The organism is Bacillus sp. GBSW19 (genome assembly GCF_002998655.1).
In the GTDB taxonomy this organism is placed as follows: Bacteria; Bacillota; Bacilli; order Bacillales; family Bacillaceae; genus Bacillus.
On the sequence record NZ_PVRF01000005.1, the window covers coordinates 1 to 18,839 of the forward strand.

21 protein-coding genes, 1 rRNA gene and 2 other annotated features (1 of these 24 running past the window's edge) are annotated in these 18,839 nt (G+C 41.8%); all 22 genes read left to right on the forward strand.

All coding sequences use genetic code 11. The features are described from left to right. Positions 1-7 precede the first annotated feature (7 nt). The 22 genes from rrf (at position 8) to rplA (ending at position 18,705) form a co-directional block, all read left to right on the forward strand. Positions 8-123, forward strand: a 5S ribosomal RNA gene (gene rrf, locus C6344_RS17800). Between the two features lie 177 nt (positions 124-300). Next, positions 301-765: a CtsR family transcriptional regulator gene (locus tag C6344_RS17805; RefSeq protein ID WP_003217184.1), complete on the forward strand. Its 465-nt coding sequence runs from the start codon at positions 301-303 to the stop codon at positions 763-765. A gap of 14 nt (positions 766-779) precedes the next feature. Continuing rightward, a complete protein-coding gene (gene mcsA, locus C6344_RS17810) occupies positions 780-1,337 on the forward strand; it encodes a protein-arginine kinase activator protein McsA (RefSeq protein ID WP_060595374.1) in 558 nt (185 codons plus the stop codon). A gap of 4 nt (positions 1,338-1,341) precedes the next feature. Next, the gene (mcsB, locus tag C6344_RS17815; protein ID WP_034665652.1) at positions 1,342-2,433 is read left to right on the forward strand and encodes a protein-arginine kinase McsB; all 1,092 of its coding nucleotides are present in this window, start codon (positions 1,342-1,344) and stop codon (positions 2,431-2,433) included. Then, on the forward strand, positions 2,430-4,865 hold the full coding sequence (gene clpC, locus C6344_RS17820) for an ATP-dependent protease ATP-binding subunit ClpC (protein WP_034665649.1): 2,436 nt from the start codon (positions 2,430-2,432) through the stop codon (positions 4,863-4,865). The genes mcsB and clpC overlap by 4 nt, the downstream gene beginning before the upstream one ends. 93 nt (positions 4,866-4,958) lie before the next feature. After that, positions 4,959-6,338, forward strand: coding sequence for a DNA repair protein RadA (radA, locus tag C6344_RS17825; RefSeq protein ID WP_034620767.1), 1,380 nt, complete (start codon positions 4,959-4,961; stop codon positions 6,336-6,338). Positions 6,339-6,340: 2 nt separating this feature from the next. Continuing rightward, a complete protein-coding gene (disA, locus tag C6344_RS17830) occupies positions 6,341-7,420 on the forward strand; it encodes a DNA integrity scanning diadenylate cyclase DisA (protein WP_012008686.1) in 1,080 nt (359 codons plus the stop codon). Positions 7,421-7,573: 153 nt separating this feature from the next. Further along, positions 7,574-8,674: a PIN/TRAM domain-containing protein gene (locus C6344_RS17835; RefSeq protein ID WP_003217214.1), complete on the forward strand. Its 1,101-nt coding sequence runs from the start codon at positions 7,574-7,576 to the stop codon at positions 8,672-8,674. Positions 8,675-8,687: 13 nt separating this feature from the next. Beyond that, positions 8,688-9,377: a 2-C-methyl-D-erythritol 4-phosphate cytidylyltransferase gene (gene ispD, locus C6344_RS17840; RefSeq protein ID WP_106073168.1), complete on the forward strand. Its 690-nt coding sequence runs from the start codon at positions 8,688-8,690 to the stop codon at positions 9,375-9,377. A 3-nt stretch (positions 9,378-9,380) separates the two neighbouring features. Beyond that, positions 9,381-9,857, forward strand: coding sequence for a 2-C-methyl-D-erythritol 2,4-cyclodiphosphate synthase (ispF, locus tag C6344_RS17845; protein ID WP_003216928.1), 477 nt, complete (start codon positions 9,381-9,383; stop codon positions 9,855-9,857). A 94-nt stretch (positions 9,858-9,951) separates the two neighbouring features. Further along, a complete protein-coding gene (gene gltX / locus C6344_RS17850) occupies positions 9,952-11,403 on the forward strand; it encodes a glutamate--tRNA ligase (RefSeq protein ID WP_060595375.1) in 1,452 nt (483 codons plus the stop codon). Beyond that, positions 11,403-11,634, forward strand: a binding site (T-box leader). Its footprint overlaps the gene before it by 1 nt. An 81-nt stretch (positions 11,635-11,715) precedes the next feature. Beyond that, positions 11,716-12,369, forward strand: coding sequence for a serine O-acetyltransferase (gene cysE, locus C6344_RS17855; protein ID WP_012008691.1), 654 nt, complete (start codon positions 11,716-11,718; stop codon positions 12,367-12,369). Next, on the forward strand, positions 12,366-13,766 hold the full coding sequence (cysS, locus tag C6344_RS17860; RefSeq protein ID WP_060595376.1) for a cysteine--tRNA ligase: 1,401 nt from the start codon (positions 12,366-12,368) through the stop codon (positions 13,764-13,766). Before cysE ends, cysS begins: the two co-directional genes overlap by 4 nt. Before the next feature lie 3 nt (positions 13,767-13,769). Beyond that, positions 13,770-14,201 (forward strand): Mini-ribonuclease 3, encoded by a 432-nt coding sequence (locus tag C6344_RS17865; protein WP_034665636.1) that lies wholly within the window; start codon positions 13,770-13,772, stop codon positions 14,199-14,201. Continuing rightward, positions 14,185-14,934 carry a 23S rRNA (guanosine(2251)-2'-O)-methyltransferase RlmB gene (gene rlmB / locus C6344_RS17870; RefSeq protein WP_034665632.1) on the forward strand — a complete coding sequence of 250 codons (750 nt, stop codon included), beginning with the start codon at positions 14,185-14,187 and terminating at the stop codon, positions 14,932-14,934. The genes C6344_RS17865 and rlmB overlap by 17 nt, the downstream gene beginning before the upstream one ends. Positions 14,935-14,936: 2 nt before the next feature. Then, positions 14,937-15,449, forward strand: a complete 513-nt coding sequence (gene rae1, locus C6344_RS17875) for a ribosome-dependent mRNA decay endonuclease Rae1/YacP (RefSeq protein ID WP_060595377.1) — start codon at positions 14,937-14,939, stop codon at positions 15,447-15,449. A 63-nt stretch (positions 15,450-15,512) separates the two neighbouring features. Further along, entirely contained in the window at positions 15,513-16,169 is a 657-nt protein-coding gene (gene sigH, locus C6344_RS17880) for an RNA polymerase sporulation sigma factor SigH (RefSeq protein WP_003217132.1), read from the forward strand. Positions 16,170-16,245: 76 nt separating this feature from the next. Continuing rightward, positions 16,246-16,395, forward strand: coding sequence for a 50S ribosomal protein L33 (gene rpmG, locus C6344_RS17885; protein ID WP_012008694.1), 150 nt, complete (start codon positions 16,246-16,248; stop codon positions 16,393-16,395). Positions 16,396-16,429: 34 nt separating this feature from the next. Continuing rightward, positions 16,430-16,606, forward strand: coding sequence for a preprotein translocase subunit SecE (gene secE / locus C6344_RS17890; RefSeq protein WP_003216942.1), 177 nt, complete (start codon positions 16,430-16,432; stop codon positions 16,604-16,606). A 170-nt stretch (positions 16,607-16,776) separates the two neighbouring features. Continuing rightward, a complete protein-coding gene (gene nusG / locus C6344_RS17895; protein WP_003217197.1) occupies positions 16,777-17,310 on the forward strand; it encodes a transcription termination/antitermination protein NusG in 534 nt (177 codons plus the stop codon). A 171-nt stretch (positions 17,311-17,481) separates the two neighbouring features. Further along, positions 17,482-17,907, forward strand: a complete 426-nt coding sequence (gene rplK / locus C6344_RS17900) for a 50S ribosomal protein L11 (protein ID WP_003216956.1) — start codon at positions 17,482-17,484, stop codon at positions 17,905-17,907. Positions 17,908-18,006: 99 nt separating this feature from the next. After that, complete coding sequence (gene rplA / locus C6344_RS17905) at positions 18,007-18,705, forward strand: 50S ribosomal protein L1 (protein WP_034665623.1); 699 nt, start codon at positions 18,007-18,009, stop codon at positions 18,703-18,705. Between the two features lie 48 nt (positions 18,706-18,753). Beyond that, positions 18,754-18,839 (forward strand) — a sequence feature (ribosomal protein L10 leader region) (it continues 55 nt past the right edge of the window).

The window sequence follows — 18,839 nt, forward strand, 5'->3', positions numbered from 1 at the left end:
CATCAGGTTTGGTGGCGATAGCGAAGAGGTCACACCCGTTCCCATACCGAACACGGAAGTTAAGCTCTTCAGCGCCGATGGTAGTTGGGGGTCTCCCCCTGTGAGAGTAGGACGCCGCCAAGCTTTTCTAAGGATCAGTTCCATACGGAACTGGTCTTTTTTGTGTTTTTGAGAGGTTTGACACCATATAAATGTGGAAATAATATTCTTAGTTGAGCGATTATCTTGAAAAATCGATCGAAAAAATTTATAGTAAGGTTAAAGTCAAATATAGTCAAAGTCAATGGAGGAGGAGGCGGAGTGGCACAAAATATTTCTGATATCATCGAGCAGTATTTGAAGGAAGTCTTGGATCAGAATGGTCGAGAAATATTAGAAATTAAGCGCAATGAAATTGCAGATAAGTTTCAATGCGTACCTTCACAAATTAACTATGTTATCAATACACGCTTTACGAGCGAGAGAGGCTATATCGTTGAAAGTAAGCGTGGCGGCGGTGGCTATATCCGCATCATTAAAGTCAAAATGAATGATGAAGTCGACTTATTGAACAACATTATTTCCCAAATATATCATCGTTTATCACAGGCTGCCTCTGATCATATCATCATGCGTCTTGTAGAAAATAACATTTTATCTGAAAGAGAAGCTAAGATGATGATCAGTGTCATGGACCGTTCTGTTTTGCACATTGATTTACCTGAACGAGATGAATTGCGGGCTCGGATGATGAAAGCGATGTTAAATGCTTTGAAATTAAAGTAAAGCGGGTGAAAAGATTGATTTGTCAAGAATGCAATGAGAGACCAGCCACTTTTCACTTTACGAAAGTTATAAATGGAGAAAAACAAGAAATGCACATATGTGAACAATGTGCAAAAGAAAACAGTGATTCATATGCTATGAGTGGAAACCAGGGTTTCTCGATTCACAACTTATTATCAGGTTTATTGAATATTGATCCTAGCTTCACCACAAGTGCTAATAAGGGATCATCCATTTTTCAAGAAGCGAGAGAAGTGGATCAATGTCCTAAGTGTGGCTTAACCTTTCAACAATTCAGAAAAACAGGCCGTTTTGGCTGTGCAGAATGCTATCGTTCATTTGATCAGTATCTGAACCCTGTTTTACGGAAAGTCCATAGTGGAAATACAGTCCATATTGGAAAAGTGCCTAAACGGATTGCCGGCAGTCTTCATGTCCGCCGGAAACTTGAGATGATGCAGCAAGAGCTGAAACAGTTAATTGAACAAGAAGAGTTCGAAAAGGCAGCGGAAGTTCGAGATCAAATTCGTGCATTAGAGCATGAACAATCTCAGCAGAGGGAGGGAGATTAACAACATGTCGCTCCAGCATTTTATTCAAGACGCTTTAAGTCAATGGATGAAACAAAAAGGACCAGAAAGTGACATTGTTCTAAGCAGTCGAATCCGGCTAGCACGCAACCTAGAGCATGTTCGTTTCCCAACTCAGTTTTCTCAAGAAGAGGCTGAAGCTGTCCTCCAGCAATTCGAGCAAAAGTTTGCTAGCCAGGAAGTGAAGGACATCGGAAACTTTGTTCTGATTCGTATGAATGAAACGCAGCCTTTAGCCAAGAGAGTACTTGTTGAAAAGCATTTGATCAGCCCAAACTTAGCAGAATCAAGATTTGGCGGTTGTTTGCTTTCTGAAAATGAGGAAATCAGTGTGATGCTGAATGAAGAAGACCATATTCGAATCCAATGCTTATTCCCAGGTTTCCAACTAGCCAATGCATTAAAAGCGGCTAATCAGATAGATGACTGGATTGAAGAGCAAGTGGATTATGCGTTTTCGGAAAAGCGGGGATACTTAACAAGCTGTCCAACTAATGTAGGTACAGGTATTAGGGCATCGGTCATGATGCATTTACCAGCTTTAGCCCTCACAAGACAAATGAATCGGATTATTCCGGCCATTAATCAATTAGGTCTTGTAGTCAGAGGAATTTATGGTGAAGGTAGCGAAGCAATAGGGAACATCTTTCAAATTTCAAATCAAATGACACTTGGTCAATCAGAAGAAGATATTGTAGATGACTTAAATAGTGTGACCGCTCAGCTCATTGAACAAGAGCGATCTGCACGAAAGGCGTTATATCAAACATCTCAAATTGAACTTGAGGACAGAGTGTACCGTTCCTTAGGGATATTGTCCAATTGTCGTATGATTGAATCAAAGGAAACAGCAAAGTGTTTGTCAGATGTGCGGCTTGGAATTGATTTAGGTATCATTAAGGGGCTTTCAAGTAATATACTGAATGAACTCATGATTTTGACTCAGCCAGGCTTTCTTCAACAGTACTCAGGAGGAGCTTTGGAGCCAAATGAACGAGATATAAAACGAGCAGCGATTATTAGAGAAAGGCTGCGTTTAGAAATGCATAGGAATGGACAGGAGGATGAAACGATATGATGTTTGGAAGATTCACTGAAAGAGCTCAAAAGGTATTAGCACTTGCACAAGAAGAAGCCATTCGCCTAGGCCATAAGAACATTGGTACTGAGCACATTTTACTTGGTCTAGTACGTGAGGGTGAGGGCATCGCCGCAAAAGCGTTAGAAGCACTGGGCCTTGTTTCAGATAAAATCCAAAAAGAAGTCGAAAGCTTGATTGGAAGAGGGCAAGAGGTGTCTCAAGCTATTCCTCATTATACGCCTAGAGCGAAGAAGGTCACTGAGCTTTCAATGGATGAAGCAAGAAAGCTAGGTCATTCCTATGTAGGGACAGAACATATTCTATTAGGTCTTATTCGCGAGGGAGAGGGTGTAGCTGCCCGCGTTTTAAATAACCTCGGAGTGAGCTTAAATAAAGCACGTCAGCAAGTTCTGCAGCTGCTTGGCAGCAATGAAACAGGTGCATCTGCCGCTGGCTCTAACAGCAATGCAAATACACCAACATTAGATAGCTTGGCAAGGGATTTAACAGCTATTGCGAAAGAAGACAGTTTGGACCCTGTCATTGGACGAAGCAAAGAAATTCAGCGTGTCATTGAGGTCCTAAGCAGAAGAACAAAAAATAACCCTGTGCTGATTGGTGAGCCTGGTGTTGGTAAAACAGCCATCGCTGAAGGTCTTGCGCAGCAAATTATTCATAATGAAGTGCCTGAAATCCTGCGCGATAAACGAGTGATGACACTTGATATGGGAACCGTTGTAGCGGGAACGAAATATCGTGGTGAATTTGAGGATCGTTTGAAAAAAGTCATGGACGAAATTCGTCAGGCAGGAAATATCATTCTCTTCATTGATGAGCTTCATACACTCATTGGTGCTGGTGGAGCAGAGGGTGCGATTGACGCATCTAATATTCTCAAACCATCCTTAGCACGTGGAGAGCTTCAATGTATCGGGGCGACAACGTTAGATGAGTACCGTAAATATATTGAAAAGGATGCTGCGCTTGAACGACGTTTCCAGCCAATTCAAGTGGATCAGCCATCTGTTGATGAAAGTATTCAAATCTTAAGAGGACTTAGAGATCGTTATGAGGCACATCACCGTGTGTCCATTACGGATGAAGCGATTGAGGCGGCGGTGAAGCTGTCTGACCGTTATATTTCTGATCGTTTCCTTCCAGATAAGGCGATTGATTTAATTGATGAGGCAGGTTCGAAAGTCCGCTTACGTTCTTTCACAACACCGCCTAACCTAAAAGAACTAGAGCAAAAGCTCGATGAAGTACGCAAGGAAAAGGATGCTGCTGTTCAAAGTCAGGAATTTGAAAAAGCAGCTTCTCTTCGCGATACGGAACAGCGTTTGCGTGAAAAAGTAGAAGTCACAAAGAAATCTTGGAAAGAAAAGCAAGGACAGGAGAATTCAGAGGTATCAGTGGATGATATCGCAATGGTTGTCTCTAGCTGGACGGGAGTGCCTGTTTCAAAAATTGCACAAACAGAAACAGATAAGCTTCTCAATATGGAACAATTGCTCCATTCTCGTGTGATCGGGCAGGATGAAGCGGTTGTCGCTGTAGCAAAAGCTGTGAGACGTGCGCGTGCTGGCCTAAAAGATCCAAAACGTCCAATCGGCTCCTTTATCTTCTTAGGCCCAACAGGGGTTGGTAAAACGGAGCTTGCAAGAGCACTCGCAGAGTCTATTTTCGGTGATGAAGAAGCGATGATCCGTATTGATATGTCTGAATACATGGAAAAACACTCTACATCTAGACTTGTTGGGTCACCTCCAGGCTATGTTGGCTATGAAGAAGGCGGTCAACTGACTGAAAAAGTGAGAAGAAAACCTTATTCTGTTGTGCTTTTAGACGAGATTGAAAAGGCACATCCAGATGTATTCAACATTTTGCTACAAGTGTTAGAAGATGGTCGTCTGACTGATTCTAAAGGGCGTACCGTTGACTTTAGAAATACGATTTTGATCATGACATCCAACGTTGGAGCTAGTGAATTGAAGCGAAATAAATATGTTGGCTTTAATGTGCAGGATGAAGGACAAAATTACAAGGATATGAAAGGCAAAGTGATGGGCGAGTTGAAGCGTGCATTTAGACCAGAATTCATCAACCGTATTGATGAAATCATTGTCTTCCATTCACTTGAAAAGAAACATCTAAAAGAGATCGTGTCTCTCATGTCTGATCAATTGACGAAACGATTAAAAGAACAAGACCTTTCAATCGAATTGACGGAAGCAGCAAAAGCGAAGATTGCCGACGAAGGTGTAGATCTTGAGTACGGTGCGCGCCCGTTAAGAAGAGCGATTCAAAAGCATGTGGAGGATCGACTTTCTGAGGAGCTTCTGAAGGGTAATATTGAAAAAGGTCAACATATCGTATTAGATGTGGAAGATGGAGAAATTGTCGTAAAAACGACGGCTGCTACGAACTAATATAGTAAGAAAAAAGTGTGAGGCATACCAGTAAAGTGTATGCCTCCCTTTACTTATTTTCTGATCAGTATAAGGAGTTGTATTCTTCAATCTATGGCTAAGACAAAATCAAAATTTATATGCCAATCGTGCGGTTATGAGTCAGCCAAATGGATGGGGAAATGTCCAGGCTGCGGCACGTGGAACAGTATGACAGAAGAGGTCGTTCGCAAAGAGCCGGCAAACCGTCGAAGCGCTTTTAATCATTCTGTTCAAACCATTCAAAAACCTTCACCTATATCTGCAATTGAAACATCAGATGAACCCCGAATCAAAACGAATTTAGAAGAATTTAACCGAGTATTAGGAAGTGGAATTGTCAAAGGCTCTCTTGTTCTCATTGGCGGAGATCCTGGGATTGGGAAGTCCACATTATTATTACAAGTATCAGCACAGCTCTCAGACAAAAATCAGAATGTATTATACATATCTGGTGAGGAGTCCATTAAACAAACGAAGCTAAGAGCGGACCGCCTCGGCATAAAAAGCACCTCTTTACATGTTTTGGCTGAAACCGATATGGAGTATATAACGTCTGCTATACAAGAGATGAAACCCGCTTTTGTCGTGGTGGATTCGATTCAAACCGTTTATCAAAGCGATATTACGTCAGCTCCTGGGTCTGTATCTCAAGTGAGAGAATGTACAGCACAGCTGATGAAAATTGCCAAGACAAATGGTATTCCAATATTTATCGTTGGTCACGTGACCAAAGAAGGCTCGATCGCAGGTCCACGCCTTTTAGAGCATATGGTGGACACGGTTCTTTATTTTGAAGGCGAGCGTCATCATACGTTTCGTATCTTACGTGCGGTGAAAAACCGATTTGGCTCGACGAATGAACTAGGGATTTTTGAAATGAGAGAGGAAGGACTCACGGAAGTATTAAACCCATCCGAAATTTTCTTAGAAGAACGTTCGGCAGGTGTATCTGGATCGTGTGTTGTTGCCTCAATGGAAGGAACAAGACCTGTTCTTGTCGAGATACAAGCATTAATTTCACCGACAAGCTTTGGAAATCCACGGAGAATGGCTACAGGCCTTGATCATAATCGTGTGTCATTGCTCATGGCGGTTTTAGAAAAACGTGTCGGACTGCTGCTGCAAAACCAAGATGCGTATTTAAAGGTCGCAGGCGGTGTGAAGCTTGACGAACCAGCGATTGACTTGGCCATTGCCGTCAGTATTGCTTCAAGCTTTAAAGACGCAGCGCCGCATCAAGCGGATTGCTTTATAGGAGAGGTCGGTCTGACGGGAGAAGTCAGAAGAGTATCAAGAATTGAACAGCGTGTGCAGGAAGCTGCGAAACTAGGATTTAAGCGAATGTTTATTCCTCAGGCGAATATAGATGGATGGAAAAAGCCGAGAGGGATTGAGTTAGTCGGTGTAGAAAATGTAGCGGAGGCACTTCGAATTTCACTAGGGGGATCATAGAAATGGAAAAAGAGAAAAAAGGAGCGAGAGAACTCGATCTCTTAGATATCGTACAGTTTGTGGCACCAGGGACACCTCTTCGGGCTGGGATCGAAAATGTCCTGAGGGCCAATACTGGCGGGCTCATTGTTGTTGGTTATAACGACAAAGTCAAGAGTGTTGTAGATGGAGGGTTTCATATTAACTCTGCCTTCTCCCCAGCACACTTATATGAATTGGCTAAGATGGATGGAGCCATTATTTTAAGCGATTCTGGTCAAAAGATCTTGTATGCGAATACACAGCTGATGCCAGATGCAACCATCCATTCATCGGAAACGGGCATGAGGCACCGTACTGCTGAACGTGTAGCGAAGCAGACAGGCTGCTTAATCATTGCGATTTCTGAACGGAGGAACGTCATTACCTTATACCAAGGGAATCGTCGTTATACGCTGAAAGATATTGGCTTTATTTTAACGAAGGCCAACCAAGCCATACAAACACTTGAGAAATATAAAACCATTTTAGATCACGCCATTTCTGCGCTAAGCGCCCTAGAATTTGAAGAGCTTGTGACCTTTGGTGATGTATTATCCGTGCTGCATCGTTACGAGATGGTGCTTAGAATCAAAAATGAAATCAATATGTATATCAAAGAGCTCGGAACAGAAGGACATTTGATCCGTCTGCAAGTCAATGAACTGATTACAGATATGGAGCAGGAAGCGGCTTTATTTATTAAAGATTACGTGAAAGAAAAGATTAAAGATCCATATGTTCTGCTTAAACAGCTCCAAGATATGTCTAGCTTTGAGCTTTTAGATGACTCCATTCTGTACAAGTTACTTGGCTATCCAGCTTCTACAAATATTGACGAATATGTGTACACAAGAGGCTACAGATTGCTTCACAAAATCCCTAGACTGCCTATGCCAATCGTCGAAAACGTGGTTGAAGCGTTCGGTGTGTTAGATCGAATTATGGAAGCGGATGTACAAGATTTGGATGAAGTAGAAGGAATTGGAGAAGTAAGAGCGAAAAAGATAAAAAAAGGATTAAAAAGACTGCAAGAAAAACATTATATCGACCGCCAGCTATAAGGAGAGAAATTTTTCTTAAACACGGTTAAAAATGGATGAATATGGGTATATTAATGATGCTTTTGTTTTCTGTTGATTATGATAGGAAACTTAAACATATATCAATGTCAGGTGAGGGTGGATTGACAGATGAAAAATAAAGGAGGTGAAGGTATGTTAAAAAGAATCGTTCAGGCGTTTTTTATCATTTTTGGTGCAGTTGTAGGGATTTTTATCATTCCAGAGTTATTTCTGCTGTTAAATGTAAAGGACATACCTTTCATAACAAATGCTTACTCTTCAGCACTAATAGGAGCCGCTGTGTTCTTTATCATCGGCAAATGGTGCACAGGCTATGTGGTTAATTGGGTGAAATGGATCGAGGATTCTCTATTAAAGGCGCCTCTTCCTGATCTTATATCTGGAAGTTTCGGATTAGTATTTGGACTTATTCTAGCATATCTTATTGTAAACGTGATCCCGCTAAACAATATCCCATATCATATTTTTGGTACCATTATTCCGATTTTCCTGGCTTTCTTTTTAGGATACCTTGGATTTCAGGTAGGGTTTAAGAAGAAGGATGAAATGATGGGGCTGTTCTCCCGATCTGCAAAGGTCACCAAGAAAAAAGGAGCAGCTGATGATGAACCTGAAATAGAAGATAAAAAGCTGAAAATTTTAGACACAAGTGTTATCATTGATGGAAGAATCGCAGATATTTGTCAAACTGGATTCTTAGAAGGTGTCATGGTCATTCCTCAATTTGTGCTCGAGGAATTACAGCATATTGCAGACTCTTCTGATGTATTAAAGAGAAATAGAGGCCGAAGAGGTCTTGATATTTTAAATCGTATTCAAAAAGAATTAGATATCAAAGTTGAAATTTACGAAGGTGACTTTGAAGACATTCAAGAGGTTGATAGCAAGCTTGTGAAGCTCGCTAAATTAACTTCAGGTGTTGTTGTGACAAATGATTTTAATTTAAATAAAGTATGCGAACTTCAAAAAGTAGCAGTGTTAAACATCAATGATCTAGCCAATGCGGTGAAACCGGTTGTGCTACCTGGGGAAGAAATGAAGGTACAGGTCATTAAAGATGGGAAAGAGCATAACCAAGGTGTTGCTTACTTAGATGACGGTACGATGATTGTGGTCGAAGAAGGACGCAATTACATTGGAAAAGACATCGATGTGCTCGTCACAAGTGTGCTGCAGACTGCTGCTGGAAGAATGATTTTTGCGAAGCCAAAACTTCTGGAGAAGGCGCTCTAAAGGGAGAACGAACATGTATTATGAAGTAGTTATTCCGGCTGCGGGGCAGGGGAAACGAATGAAGGCCGGCCGCAATAAGCTTTTTATTGAGCTGAAAAGAATGCCGGTCATTATTCATACACTAAAGGTGTTTGACGATCATTCGCAATGCAAACGCATGATCCTAGCGATCAATGAAGAGGAGCGTCAAGACTTTGAAAGGCTACTCAAGGTACACGCTTTTCAAACGCCTGTTTCACTTGTCACTGGCGGTGAAGAACGTCAGCAAAGTGTATACGAAGGATTAAAGGCTGTGAAAGATGCAGACATCGTGCTTGTTCATGATGGGGCAAGGCCTTTTATTAAGCATACACAGATTGACTTGCTCGTTAAAGCAGCGATTGAAAAAGGCTCCGCAGTTGTAGCGGTACCAGTGAAAGACACAATCAAGCGCGTTCAAGAAGGCAAAGTGGAACAAACCATTGAACGTCAGAGCTTGTGGGCAGTCCAGACCCCACAAGCTTTTCGTCATTCTATTTTAAAAGAGGCGCATGAATATGCGGAGCGGACCGGCTTTCTTGGAACAGACGACGCCAGTCTTGTGGAACAATTACATGGTGAAAACGTGTATATTGTCCAAGGAGATTACACCAATATTAAGCTGACGACACCGGATGATTTATTGGTTGCCAAGGCAATTATGGATGCGGAAAGAGGGTACTAGATCATGTTGAGAATAGGACAAGGCTTTGATGTACATCAATTAACAGAGGGAAGACCTTTGATTATCGGCGGGGTCACCATCCCATATGAAAAGGGGCTGCTTGGGCATTCAGACGCTGATGTACTGCTTCACACAGTGGCAGATGCCTGCCTAGGTGCGATTGCTGAAGGAGATATCGGCAGACATTTCCCAGACACAGATCCTGAGTTTAAGGATGCGGATTCTTTTAAATTACTGCAGCATGTGTGGGCACTAGTAAAGGAAAAAGGCTACACACTTGTGAATATTGATTGCACCATCATGGCGCAAAAGCCCAAAATGGCACCTTACATTCAACCAATGTGTGAGAAGATTGCAGAAGCGCTTGAGGCAGATGTCACACAGGTGAATGTGAAAGCAACAACGACAGAGAAACTTGGATTTACAGGAAGAGGCGAAGGAATTGCCTCTCAGGCAACAGTGCTTCTTCAGAAAAAGTGAAATCCATTTTGATGAGAATGGGATTTGATGATAAAATACGTTTATAAAAAATTGGTGTCAGACAACATGATGCAGATGAAAGGAAGTTAAACTCATGGGAAATGAAGTGCGTGTTCGTTATGCACCGAGTCCAACTGGTCATTTACATATTGGGAATGCTAGAACGGCTCTTTTCAACTATTTGTTCGCACGCAGCCAAGGCGGCAAATTTATTATTCGAATCGAAGATACGGATCAAAAGCGTAATGTAGAAGGCGGAGAAGAAAGCCAGCTTCGCCACCTGCAATGGCTCGGTATTGATTGGGATGAGAGCATTGATAAAGATGGCGGCTATGGTCCTTACAGACAATCAGAGCGTAATGAGATTTACAAAAAATATTATGATGAGCTGCTAGAGAAAGACTTGGCGTATAAGTGCTATTGTACGGCTGAAGAGCTAGAGGAAGAGCGTGAAGCACAAATCGCCCGCAGTGAAATGCCTCGATATTCTGGTAAATGCAGCCATTTATCAAAAGAAGAAGAGGACAAGCTGATCGCTGAAGGAAGAGAGCCAAGTATCCGCTTCCGAGTGCCAAAAGGAGAAATCATCAAATTTGACGACATGGTCAAAGGCGATATTTCATTTGAGACAGACGGCATCGGTGATTTTGTCATTGTGAAGAAAGACGGCACGCCAACTTATAACTTCGCTGTAGCAGTGGATGATCATTTGATGAAAATGACTCACATTCTCCGCGGAGAGGATCACATTTCGAATACGCCTAAACAAATCATGATCTTCAACGCATTTGGCTGGGATGTTCCGCTATTCGGACATATGACGCTGATTGTGAACGAGAACCGCAAAAAATTAAGTAAGCGTGATGAATCCATTATTCAATTCATCGAGCAATATAAAAACTTGGGCTATTTACCAGAAGCCCTGTTCAACTTCATTGCACTACTTGGATGGTCTCCGGTGGGCGAAGAAGAACTGTTTACAAAAGAGCAATTCATCGACATTTTCGATGTAAACCGACTTTCTAAGTCACCAGCTCTATTCGATATGCATAAACTAAAATGGGTAAATAACCAATACGTGAAGGCACTTGATCTTGATCAGGTTGTTGCGTTAACACTTCCGCATCTTCAAAAGGCAGGCAAGGTAAGCGAGCAGCTGACAGAAGAAGAAAACACGTGGGTGCGCAAGCTTATTTCTCTGTATCACGAACAATTAAGCTATGGAGCAGAAATTGTTGAGTTAACAGAGTTGTTCTTTAAGGAGCAAATTGAGTATAATCAAGAGGCAAAGGAAGTTTTAGCAGAGGAGCAAGTACCAGAAGTCATGGCATCTTTTGCTGGTCAGCTTGAACGGCTTGAGTCTTTCACACCTGATGAAATCAAGGCTGCTATTAAAGCGGTACAAAAAGAAACAGGGCATAAAGGCAAGAAACTATTCATGCCAATTCGTGTGGCTGTCACAGGACAAACGCATGGCCCAGAACTTCCGCAAAGTATTGAACTACTAGGTAAAGAAACGGTATTAAACCGCATTAAGCAAATATAAGGAAATCGTTGCGAGGGAGAAGTACAATGTTTTCGTCCATCACAGAAAGAGTCTTCACCGGCTGAAAGAGACTTATGGGCAGACGTTGGAAATGCACCCTCAAGACCCTTGAGGAACACGTGTACGTTAGTATGCAAGGGCGGTACCCTCCGTTATGGGATTAAGTTGAGAAGGCTGCAAAATGAGGGCTTTCTAAACAGAGTGGAACCGCGTTTTCAAAACGTCTCTGTCATTTGGCAGAGGCGTTTTTTATTTGTCCAAAAAAGAGAGCAAGTCCTAAGAGAGATTGATGGGGAAGAACGGGGGGAGCATGTGTTTTTCAAAATGCTGAAAGAAGATATTGATACTGTGTTTGATCAAGATCCTGCTGCTAGAAGCTATATTGAAGTAGTGCTAACCTATTCAGGGCTTCATGCGATTTGGGCTCATCGTATCGCGCACGCATTTTATAAGCGTAAGCTGTACTTTCTTGCGCGGATCATTTCTCAGGTCAGCCGGTTTTTCACAGGGGTGGAAATTCACCCTGCGGCAACCATTGGCAGGCGCTTCTTCATTGACCACGGCATGGGAGTGGTGATTGGGGAAACATGTGAAATTGGAGACAACGTCACTGTTTTCCAAGGCGTGACACTAGGGGGAACAGGGAAAGAAAAGGGAAAGCGGCACCCGACCATTTTAGACGATGCCCTCATTGCGACAGGTGCAAAGGTGCTTGGTTCCATTACAGTCGGAAAAGGGGCCAAGATTGGTGCGGGGTCAGTCGTGTTAAAGGACGTACCAGACCATTCCACCGTTGTCGGTATACCTGGGCGAGTCGTCGTTCAAAATGGAAAGAAAATCAATCGTGATCTCAATCATCAAGATTTGCCAGATCCAATTTCCGATCGTTTCAAAGAATTGGAACGAGAAATGGAAAAGCTAAAAGGTGAGCTGGCTTCATTGAGCAGAAAGGAAGAACAATCATGACAATCAATATTTATAATACATTGACACGTAAGAAAGAAGAATTTGTCCCGCTTGAACCAGGAAAGGTCAAGATGTATGTGTGCGGACCAACCGTTTATAACTACATTCATATCGGGAATGCCAGACCTGCTATTGTTTATGACACTGTACGTAAGTATTTAGAATACAGCGGCTATGATGTGAACTTTGTATCAAACTTTACAGATGTGGATGATAAACTCATCAAAGCAGCCAATGAACTCGGAGAAGATGTTCCGACGATTGCTGACCGCTTTATCCAAGCCTACTTTGAAGACGTCAGTGCACTAGGCTGCAAAAAAGCTGACCTTCACCCGCGAGTGACGGAAAATATGGATGATATCATTGCATTTATTGCGACATTGATTGAAAAAGGCTACGCCTATGAAGCGGATGGCGACGTGTATTACAGCACACGCTCATTTGAAGGCTACGGAAAGCTTTCGCACCAGTCGATTGATGAACTGAAGACAGGTGCTCGTATTCGTGTAGGTGAGAAGAAACGAGATGCACTGGACTTTGCTTTATGGAAGGCTGCAAAGGATCAAGAAATCTCATGGGATAGCCCGTGGGGCGAAGGACGCCCAGGCTGGCACATCGAATGCTCGGCCATGGTTAAAAAATATTTAGGTGATACGATCGACATTCATGCTGGCGGACAGGATTTAACCTTCCCTCACCATGAAAATGAAATCGCTCAATCCGAGGCTTTGACAGGGAAACCTTTTGCGAAGTATTGGATGCATAACGGATATATTAATATTGAGAATGAAAAAATGTCAAAATCACTTGGCAACTTTGTGCTCGTGCATGACATTGTGAAAGAACAAGATCCTGATGTGCTACGCTTCTTTATGTTGTCGGTTCACTACCGTCATCCAATTAACTACTCAATGGATTTACTAGAGAGTACAAAGAGTGCGTTTAACCGACTCAAAACGTCGTATGCTAATTTACATCATCGCCTTGAGAGCAGCACGAATATCACAGAAGACAATGCTGAATGGCTGGCGAAGATTGAAGAGCAGCGTGCGACATTTATTTCTGAAATGAATGATGACTTTAATACGGCAAATGCAATTTCTGTTTTATTCGAACTTGCGAAACAGGCGAATTATTATATGGAAAATGATCATACTTCGGAGGAAGTGATCAAGGCATTTATCGGCTTATTCCAAGAAATCACGTCTGTTCTTGGCTTCTCATTAGAAGAAAAGCACACGCTTGACGAAGAAGTAGAAGCGTTAATTGAAAAACGCAATGAGGCTAGAAGAAATCGTGACTTTGCGCTATCTGATCAAATTCGTGACCAGTTAAAGAGCATGAATATTGTATTGGAGGACACTCCTCAAGGTACTCGCTGGAAAAGAGGAGAATAGGTCATGTTGAATTTTGAAAAGCTGAAAGACGGTAAACAGTTGAACGGACTTGCGCTTGCTTATATGGGTGATGCCATTTTTGAAGTCTATGTGAGGCATCACCTCCTCCAAACGGGGGCGACAAAACCAAATGAGCTGCACAAACGAGCAAGCAAGATTGTTTCAGCTAAATCTCAGGCAGCTATTTTATTTACGCTTCAGCAGCAAGGCTTTTTCACTGAAGCAGAAGAAGCAGTGCTGAAAAGAGGAAGAAATGCAAAATCAGGCACAGTGCCTAAAAACACAGACGTTCAAACGTATCGTTATAGTACGGCGCTTGAAGCGCTCATGGGTTATTTATTTATTGAAAAGCAGGACGAACGCTTAGAAGAGCTGATTAGTCAGGCGATTGAAATCGGAACGTCAGGGAGGAAGACAAATGAGTCAGCAACATGATTATGTGATTGGGAAAAATGCAGTGATTGAAACACTGAAGTCAGATCGGGAGTTATACAAGCTCTGGATGGCAGAAAACACTGTAAAAGGACAAGCCCAGCAGGTCATTGAACTCGCTAAAAAACAAAATATCACCATTCAGTATGTTCCGAGGAAAAAGCTTGATCAAATGGTAACAGGTCAGCACCAGGGAATCGTTGCACAAGTAGCAGCATATGAATATGCGGAATTGGACGACCTGTATCAAATCGCCGAAAAGCGGAATGAACAGCCGTTTTTTCTTATTTTAGATGAAATTGAAGATCCTCATAATTTAGGATCCATTATGCGTACAGCAGATGCTGTAGGTGCACACGGGATTGTCATTCCGAAAAGGAGAGCGGTCGGCTTAACGACAACCGTTGCCAAAGCATCTACTGGGGCAATTGAACATATTCCTGTTGCCAAGGTCACCAATCTTTCAAGAGCTCTTGATGAGATGAAAGAAAGAGGAATCTGGGTCGCGGGAACAGATGCGTCTGCCAAACAGGATTATAGACAATTTGATGGCACGATGCCGCTTGCTCTTGTGATTGGCAGTGAAGGAAAAGGGATTGGCCGATTGATCAAGGAAAAGTGTGATTTTCTGATTAAGTTGCCTATGGCCGGGAAGGTCACTTCGTTAAACGCATCAGTTGCCGCTAGTCTATTGATGTATGAAGTGTATCGAAAACGTTATCCGTTAGGAGAATAGAGATGGAGATCCTCTTAGTCGATGGATACAACATGATAGGTGCATGGCCTCGGCTGCAGCACTTAAAGGAAAACAGCTTTGAAGAAGCCAGAGACGTGCTGATTCAAAATTTAGCAGAATATCAAGCATACACAGGGTATCGAGTCATTGTCGTATTCGATGCCCATATGGTCAAAGGGATCGAAAAAAAGCGGATCAACCACCGAGTAGAGGTCATCTTTACGAGAGAGAATGAAACAGCTGATGAGCGGATTGAAAAGCTGGCCCAGGATTTGAATAATGTTCGGACGCAAATTCATGTGGCGACCTCAGACTTCACAGAACAATGGGCAATTTTTGGACAAGGAGCTCTTCGGAAGTCGGCTCGAGAGCTTTTGAGAGAGATTGAAGTGATCGAACGAAAGATAGAGACGAGAGTCAAAAAGATTACTTCTGATAAACCAGTATCCAAGATTGAATTGTCAGAAGATGTATTGAAAACGTTTGAAAAATGGCGGCGTGGGAATCTGGAATAGCTTGACGATATTTCAACCATTAATGTATAATATTTCTATCTAGGTGCGGTCGGGGGGATCGAAGTGAATCTAAACAACAGCAAGGATAAATCCATCAGAGAGCAATTTTGCCAGTTGGAAGATGAACAAGTCATTGAAAGGGTTCATGTCGGAGATAGTGATGCGCTAGATTACTTAATAACGAAATACCGCAATTTTGTACGTGCAAAAGCAAGATCTTATTTCTTGATTGGAGCGGATCGAGAGGACATTGTCCAAGAGGGGATGATCGGACTTTATAAGTCTATCCGCGATTTCAGAGAGGACAAGCTTACTTCATTTAAGGCTTTTGCAGAATTATGTATTACCCGCCAAATTATCACCGCAATTAAAACAGCTACTCGCCAAAAACATATCCCGTTAAATTCCTATGTATCATTAGACAAGCCAATATATGATGAAGAATCAGACAGAACATTGTTGGACGTCATTTCCGGTGCTAAAGCGCTTAACCCAGAAGATTTAATCATTAGCAAAGAAGAATTTGATGATATTGAAATGAAAATGGGGGAACTACTAAGTGAGCTGGAAAGAAAGGTACTTGTGCTTTACCTTGATGGCAGATCCTATCAAGAGATTTCTGAAGATTTAAACCGTCATGTGAAATCAATTGATAACGCACTCCAAAGAGTAAAGAGAAAATTAGAGAAATATTTAGAGCTTCGCGAGATTAGTCTCTAATCAAACCTATATTGACAGCTTTTTCGACACTGTGATAAGGTACTAAGGAAATGATGTCGAGAAAATAGGTGTAAATATGAGGAAAAAGATTACTCTAGCCTGTAAAGACTGCGGAAGCCGCAATTATACGACAATGAAAAGTGATGCTTCAGCAGCTGAAAGATTAGAAGTTAAGAAATATTGCAAGACTTGTAATTCACATAAAACACATTTAGAAACGAAGTAAGATTTGCGTTCTTTAATCTGTGGAGGTCTTTTACATGCGTATTATCAGTTTCTTAAAAAGTGTCGGGAAAGAAATGAAAAAGGTCAGCTGGCCAAAGAAAAACGAAATGATTCGCTACACAATCACGGTTATTTTAACAGTCGTATTCTTTGCAATCTTTTTCTCTTTTCTTGATATAGGAATCTCACAATTAATCGAATTAATTCATTAATACTTGAATAATGGTCTGCTGAACGTGCTATAATAGATCATAATATGACTTGCCAAAAAACCCGTTTTACGGGTTTTTTCAATTGCTTGAAAATATTTACCGGTACTCGAGATTCGTCAAATAGACATTACGAAATGTGGGGAGGGAAGGACTGAATAGTCCTGAACGAAATGGAAAAGAATTGGTATGTTGTGCATACGTACTCTGGCTATGAAAACAAAGTAAAAGCAAACTTGGAAAAGCGTGTTGAATCAATGGGCATGCAGGATAAAATCTTCCGCGTTGTCGTACCAGAAGAAGAAGAAACAGATATTAAAAATGGTAAGAAAAAAGTCGTCAAAAAGAAAGTATTCCCTGGCTATGTCCTAGTGGAAATCGTGATGACTGACGACTCTTGGTATGTTGTTCGTAATACACCAGGTGTCACAGGATTCGTTGGATCAGCTGGATCAGGCTCAAAGCCGACAGCGCTGCTGCCAGGCGAAGCCGAAACCATTCTGAAGAGAATGGGTCTTGAAGAACGCAAAACAGAAATCGACTTTGAATTGAAAGAAACAGTCAAGGTAATCGACGGACCATTTGCTAACTTCACAGGCTCTATCGAAGAGATTGATTACGATAAAAGCAAAGTCAAAGTATTCGTTAATATGTTTGGTAGAGAAACACCCGTGGAACTTGAGTTCACGCAGATCGATAAATTGTAATTCAAAAGAGCTTGAAATGAGTGTATAGAAGTGGTAATATAGCAAAGGTACGTCTTGAGTTCGCTCAAGATCGCTAGCTAGTTATTTCGTCATTCATATAAAGAATGAAGTTGTTGAGTGGGAGGGGGATTCCCCTATTACCACATCACGGACTTTAAGGAGGTGTGTCTCGTGGCTAAAAAAGTAGTTAAAGTTGTTAAATTGCAAATTCCTGCTGGAAAAGCTAACCCAGCTCCACCAGTTGGACCTGCACTAGGTCAAGCCGGTGTTAATATCATGGGATTCTGTAAGGAGTTTAATGCTCGTACAGCTGACCAAGCTGGTCTTATCATTCCTGTTGAAATTTCGGTTTTTGAAGACCGTTCATTTACATTTATTACTAAAACTCCACCTGCTGCAGTTTTACTTAAAAAAGCAGCTGGTATTGAGTCTGGTTCTGGTGAACCTAACCGTAATAAAGTGGCAACTGTTAAGCGTGATAAAGTACGCGAAATCGCGGAAACAAAAATGCCTGACTTAAACGCTGCTAGCGTTGAATCAGCTATGCGCATGGTTGAAGGTACTGCACGCAGTATGGGTATTGTCATCGAAGATTAATTTATTGTCTTGTTGGGTTGCGAGTTTGGTTTTGACAAGTTCGCAACCCTTATTCGTGGGAGGTTATTCCGCTAAAACCACATAAGGAGGATTTTTATAATGGCTAAAAAAGGTAAAAAGTATGTAGAAGCTGCTAAGCTGATCGAACGTACTAAAGCGTATGATGTAGCTGAAGCTGTTTCTCTTACAAAAAAAGCAAATACAGCGAAATTTGATGCGACTGTAGAAGTTGCTTTTCGTTTGGGTGTAGACCCTCGTAAAAACGATCAACAAATCCGCGGTGCAGTTGTACTTCCTAACGGAACTGGTAAAACTCAACGCGTTCTTGTGTTCGCTAAAGGCGAAAAAGCAAAAGAAGCAGAAGCTGCTGGAGCAGACTACGTTGGAGATTCTGATTACATCACTAAAATCCAACAAGGCTGGTTCGAATTCGATGTAATCGTTGCAACACCTGACATGATGGGTGAAGTTGGTAAGATCGGTCGTGTACTTGGACCAAAAGGTCTTATGCCAAACCCTAAAACAGGAACTGTTACATTCGAAGTAGAAAAAGCAATCAATGAAATCAAAGCTGGTAAAGTAGAATACCGCGTTGATAAAGCTGGTAACATCCACGCGCCAATCGGAAAGGTTTCTTTCGAGGACGAAAAGCTTGTTGAGAACTTTGCAACAATCTATGATACAATCCTTAAAGCAAAACCTGCAGCGGCTAAAGGTGTATACGTGAAAAACGTTTCTGTTACAACTACTATGGGCCCTGGCGTGAAAGTGGATCCATCTTCTTTCTCTGCAAAATAAATCTTGACTTATCACAATCGTTTTGATAATATCAAAATGTTGTAAAATAGAATATGTCCATTTATACCGTAGACAGCAGGGGCCTTATGGCTTAATTAACCCGCCGAGGTGTATATGTCACAGTCTTACGTTAA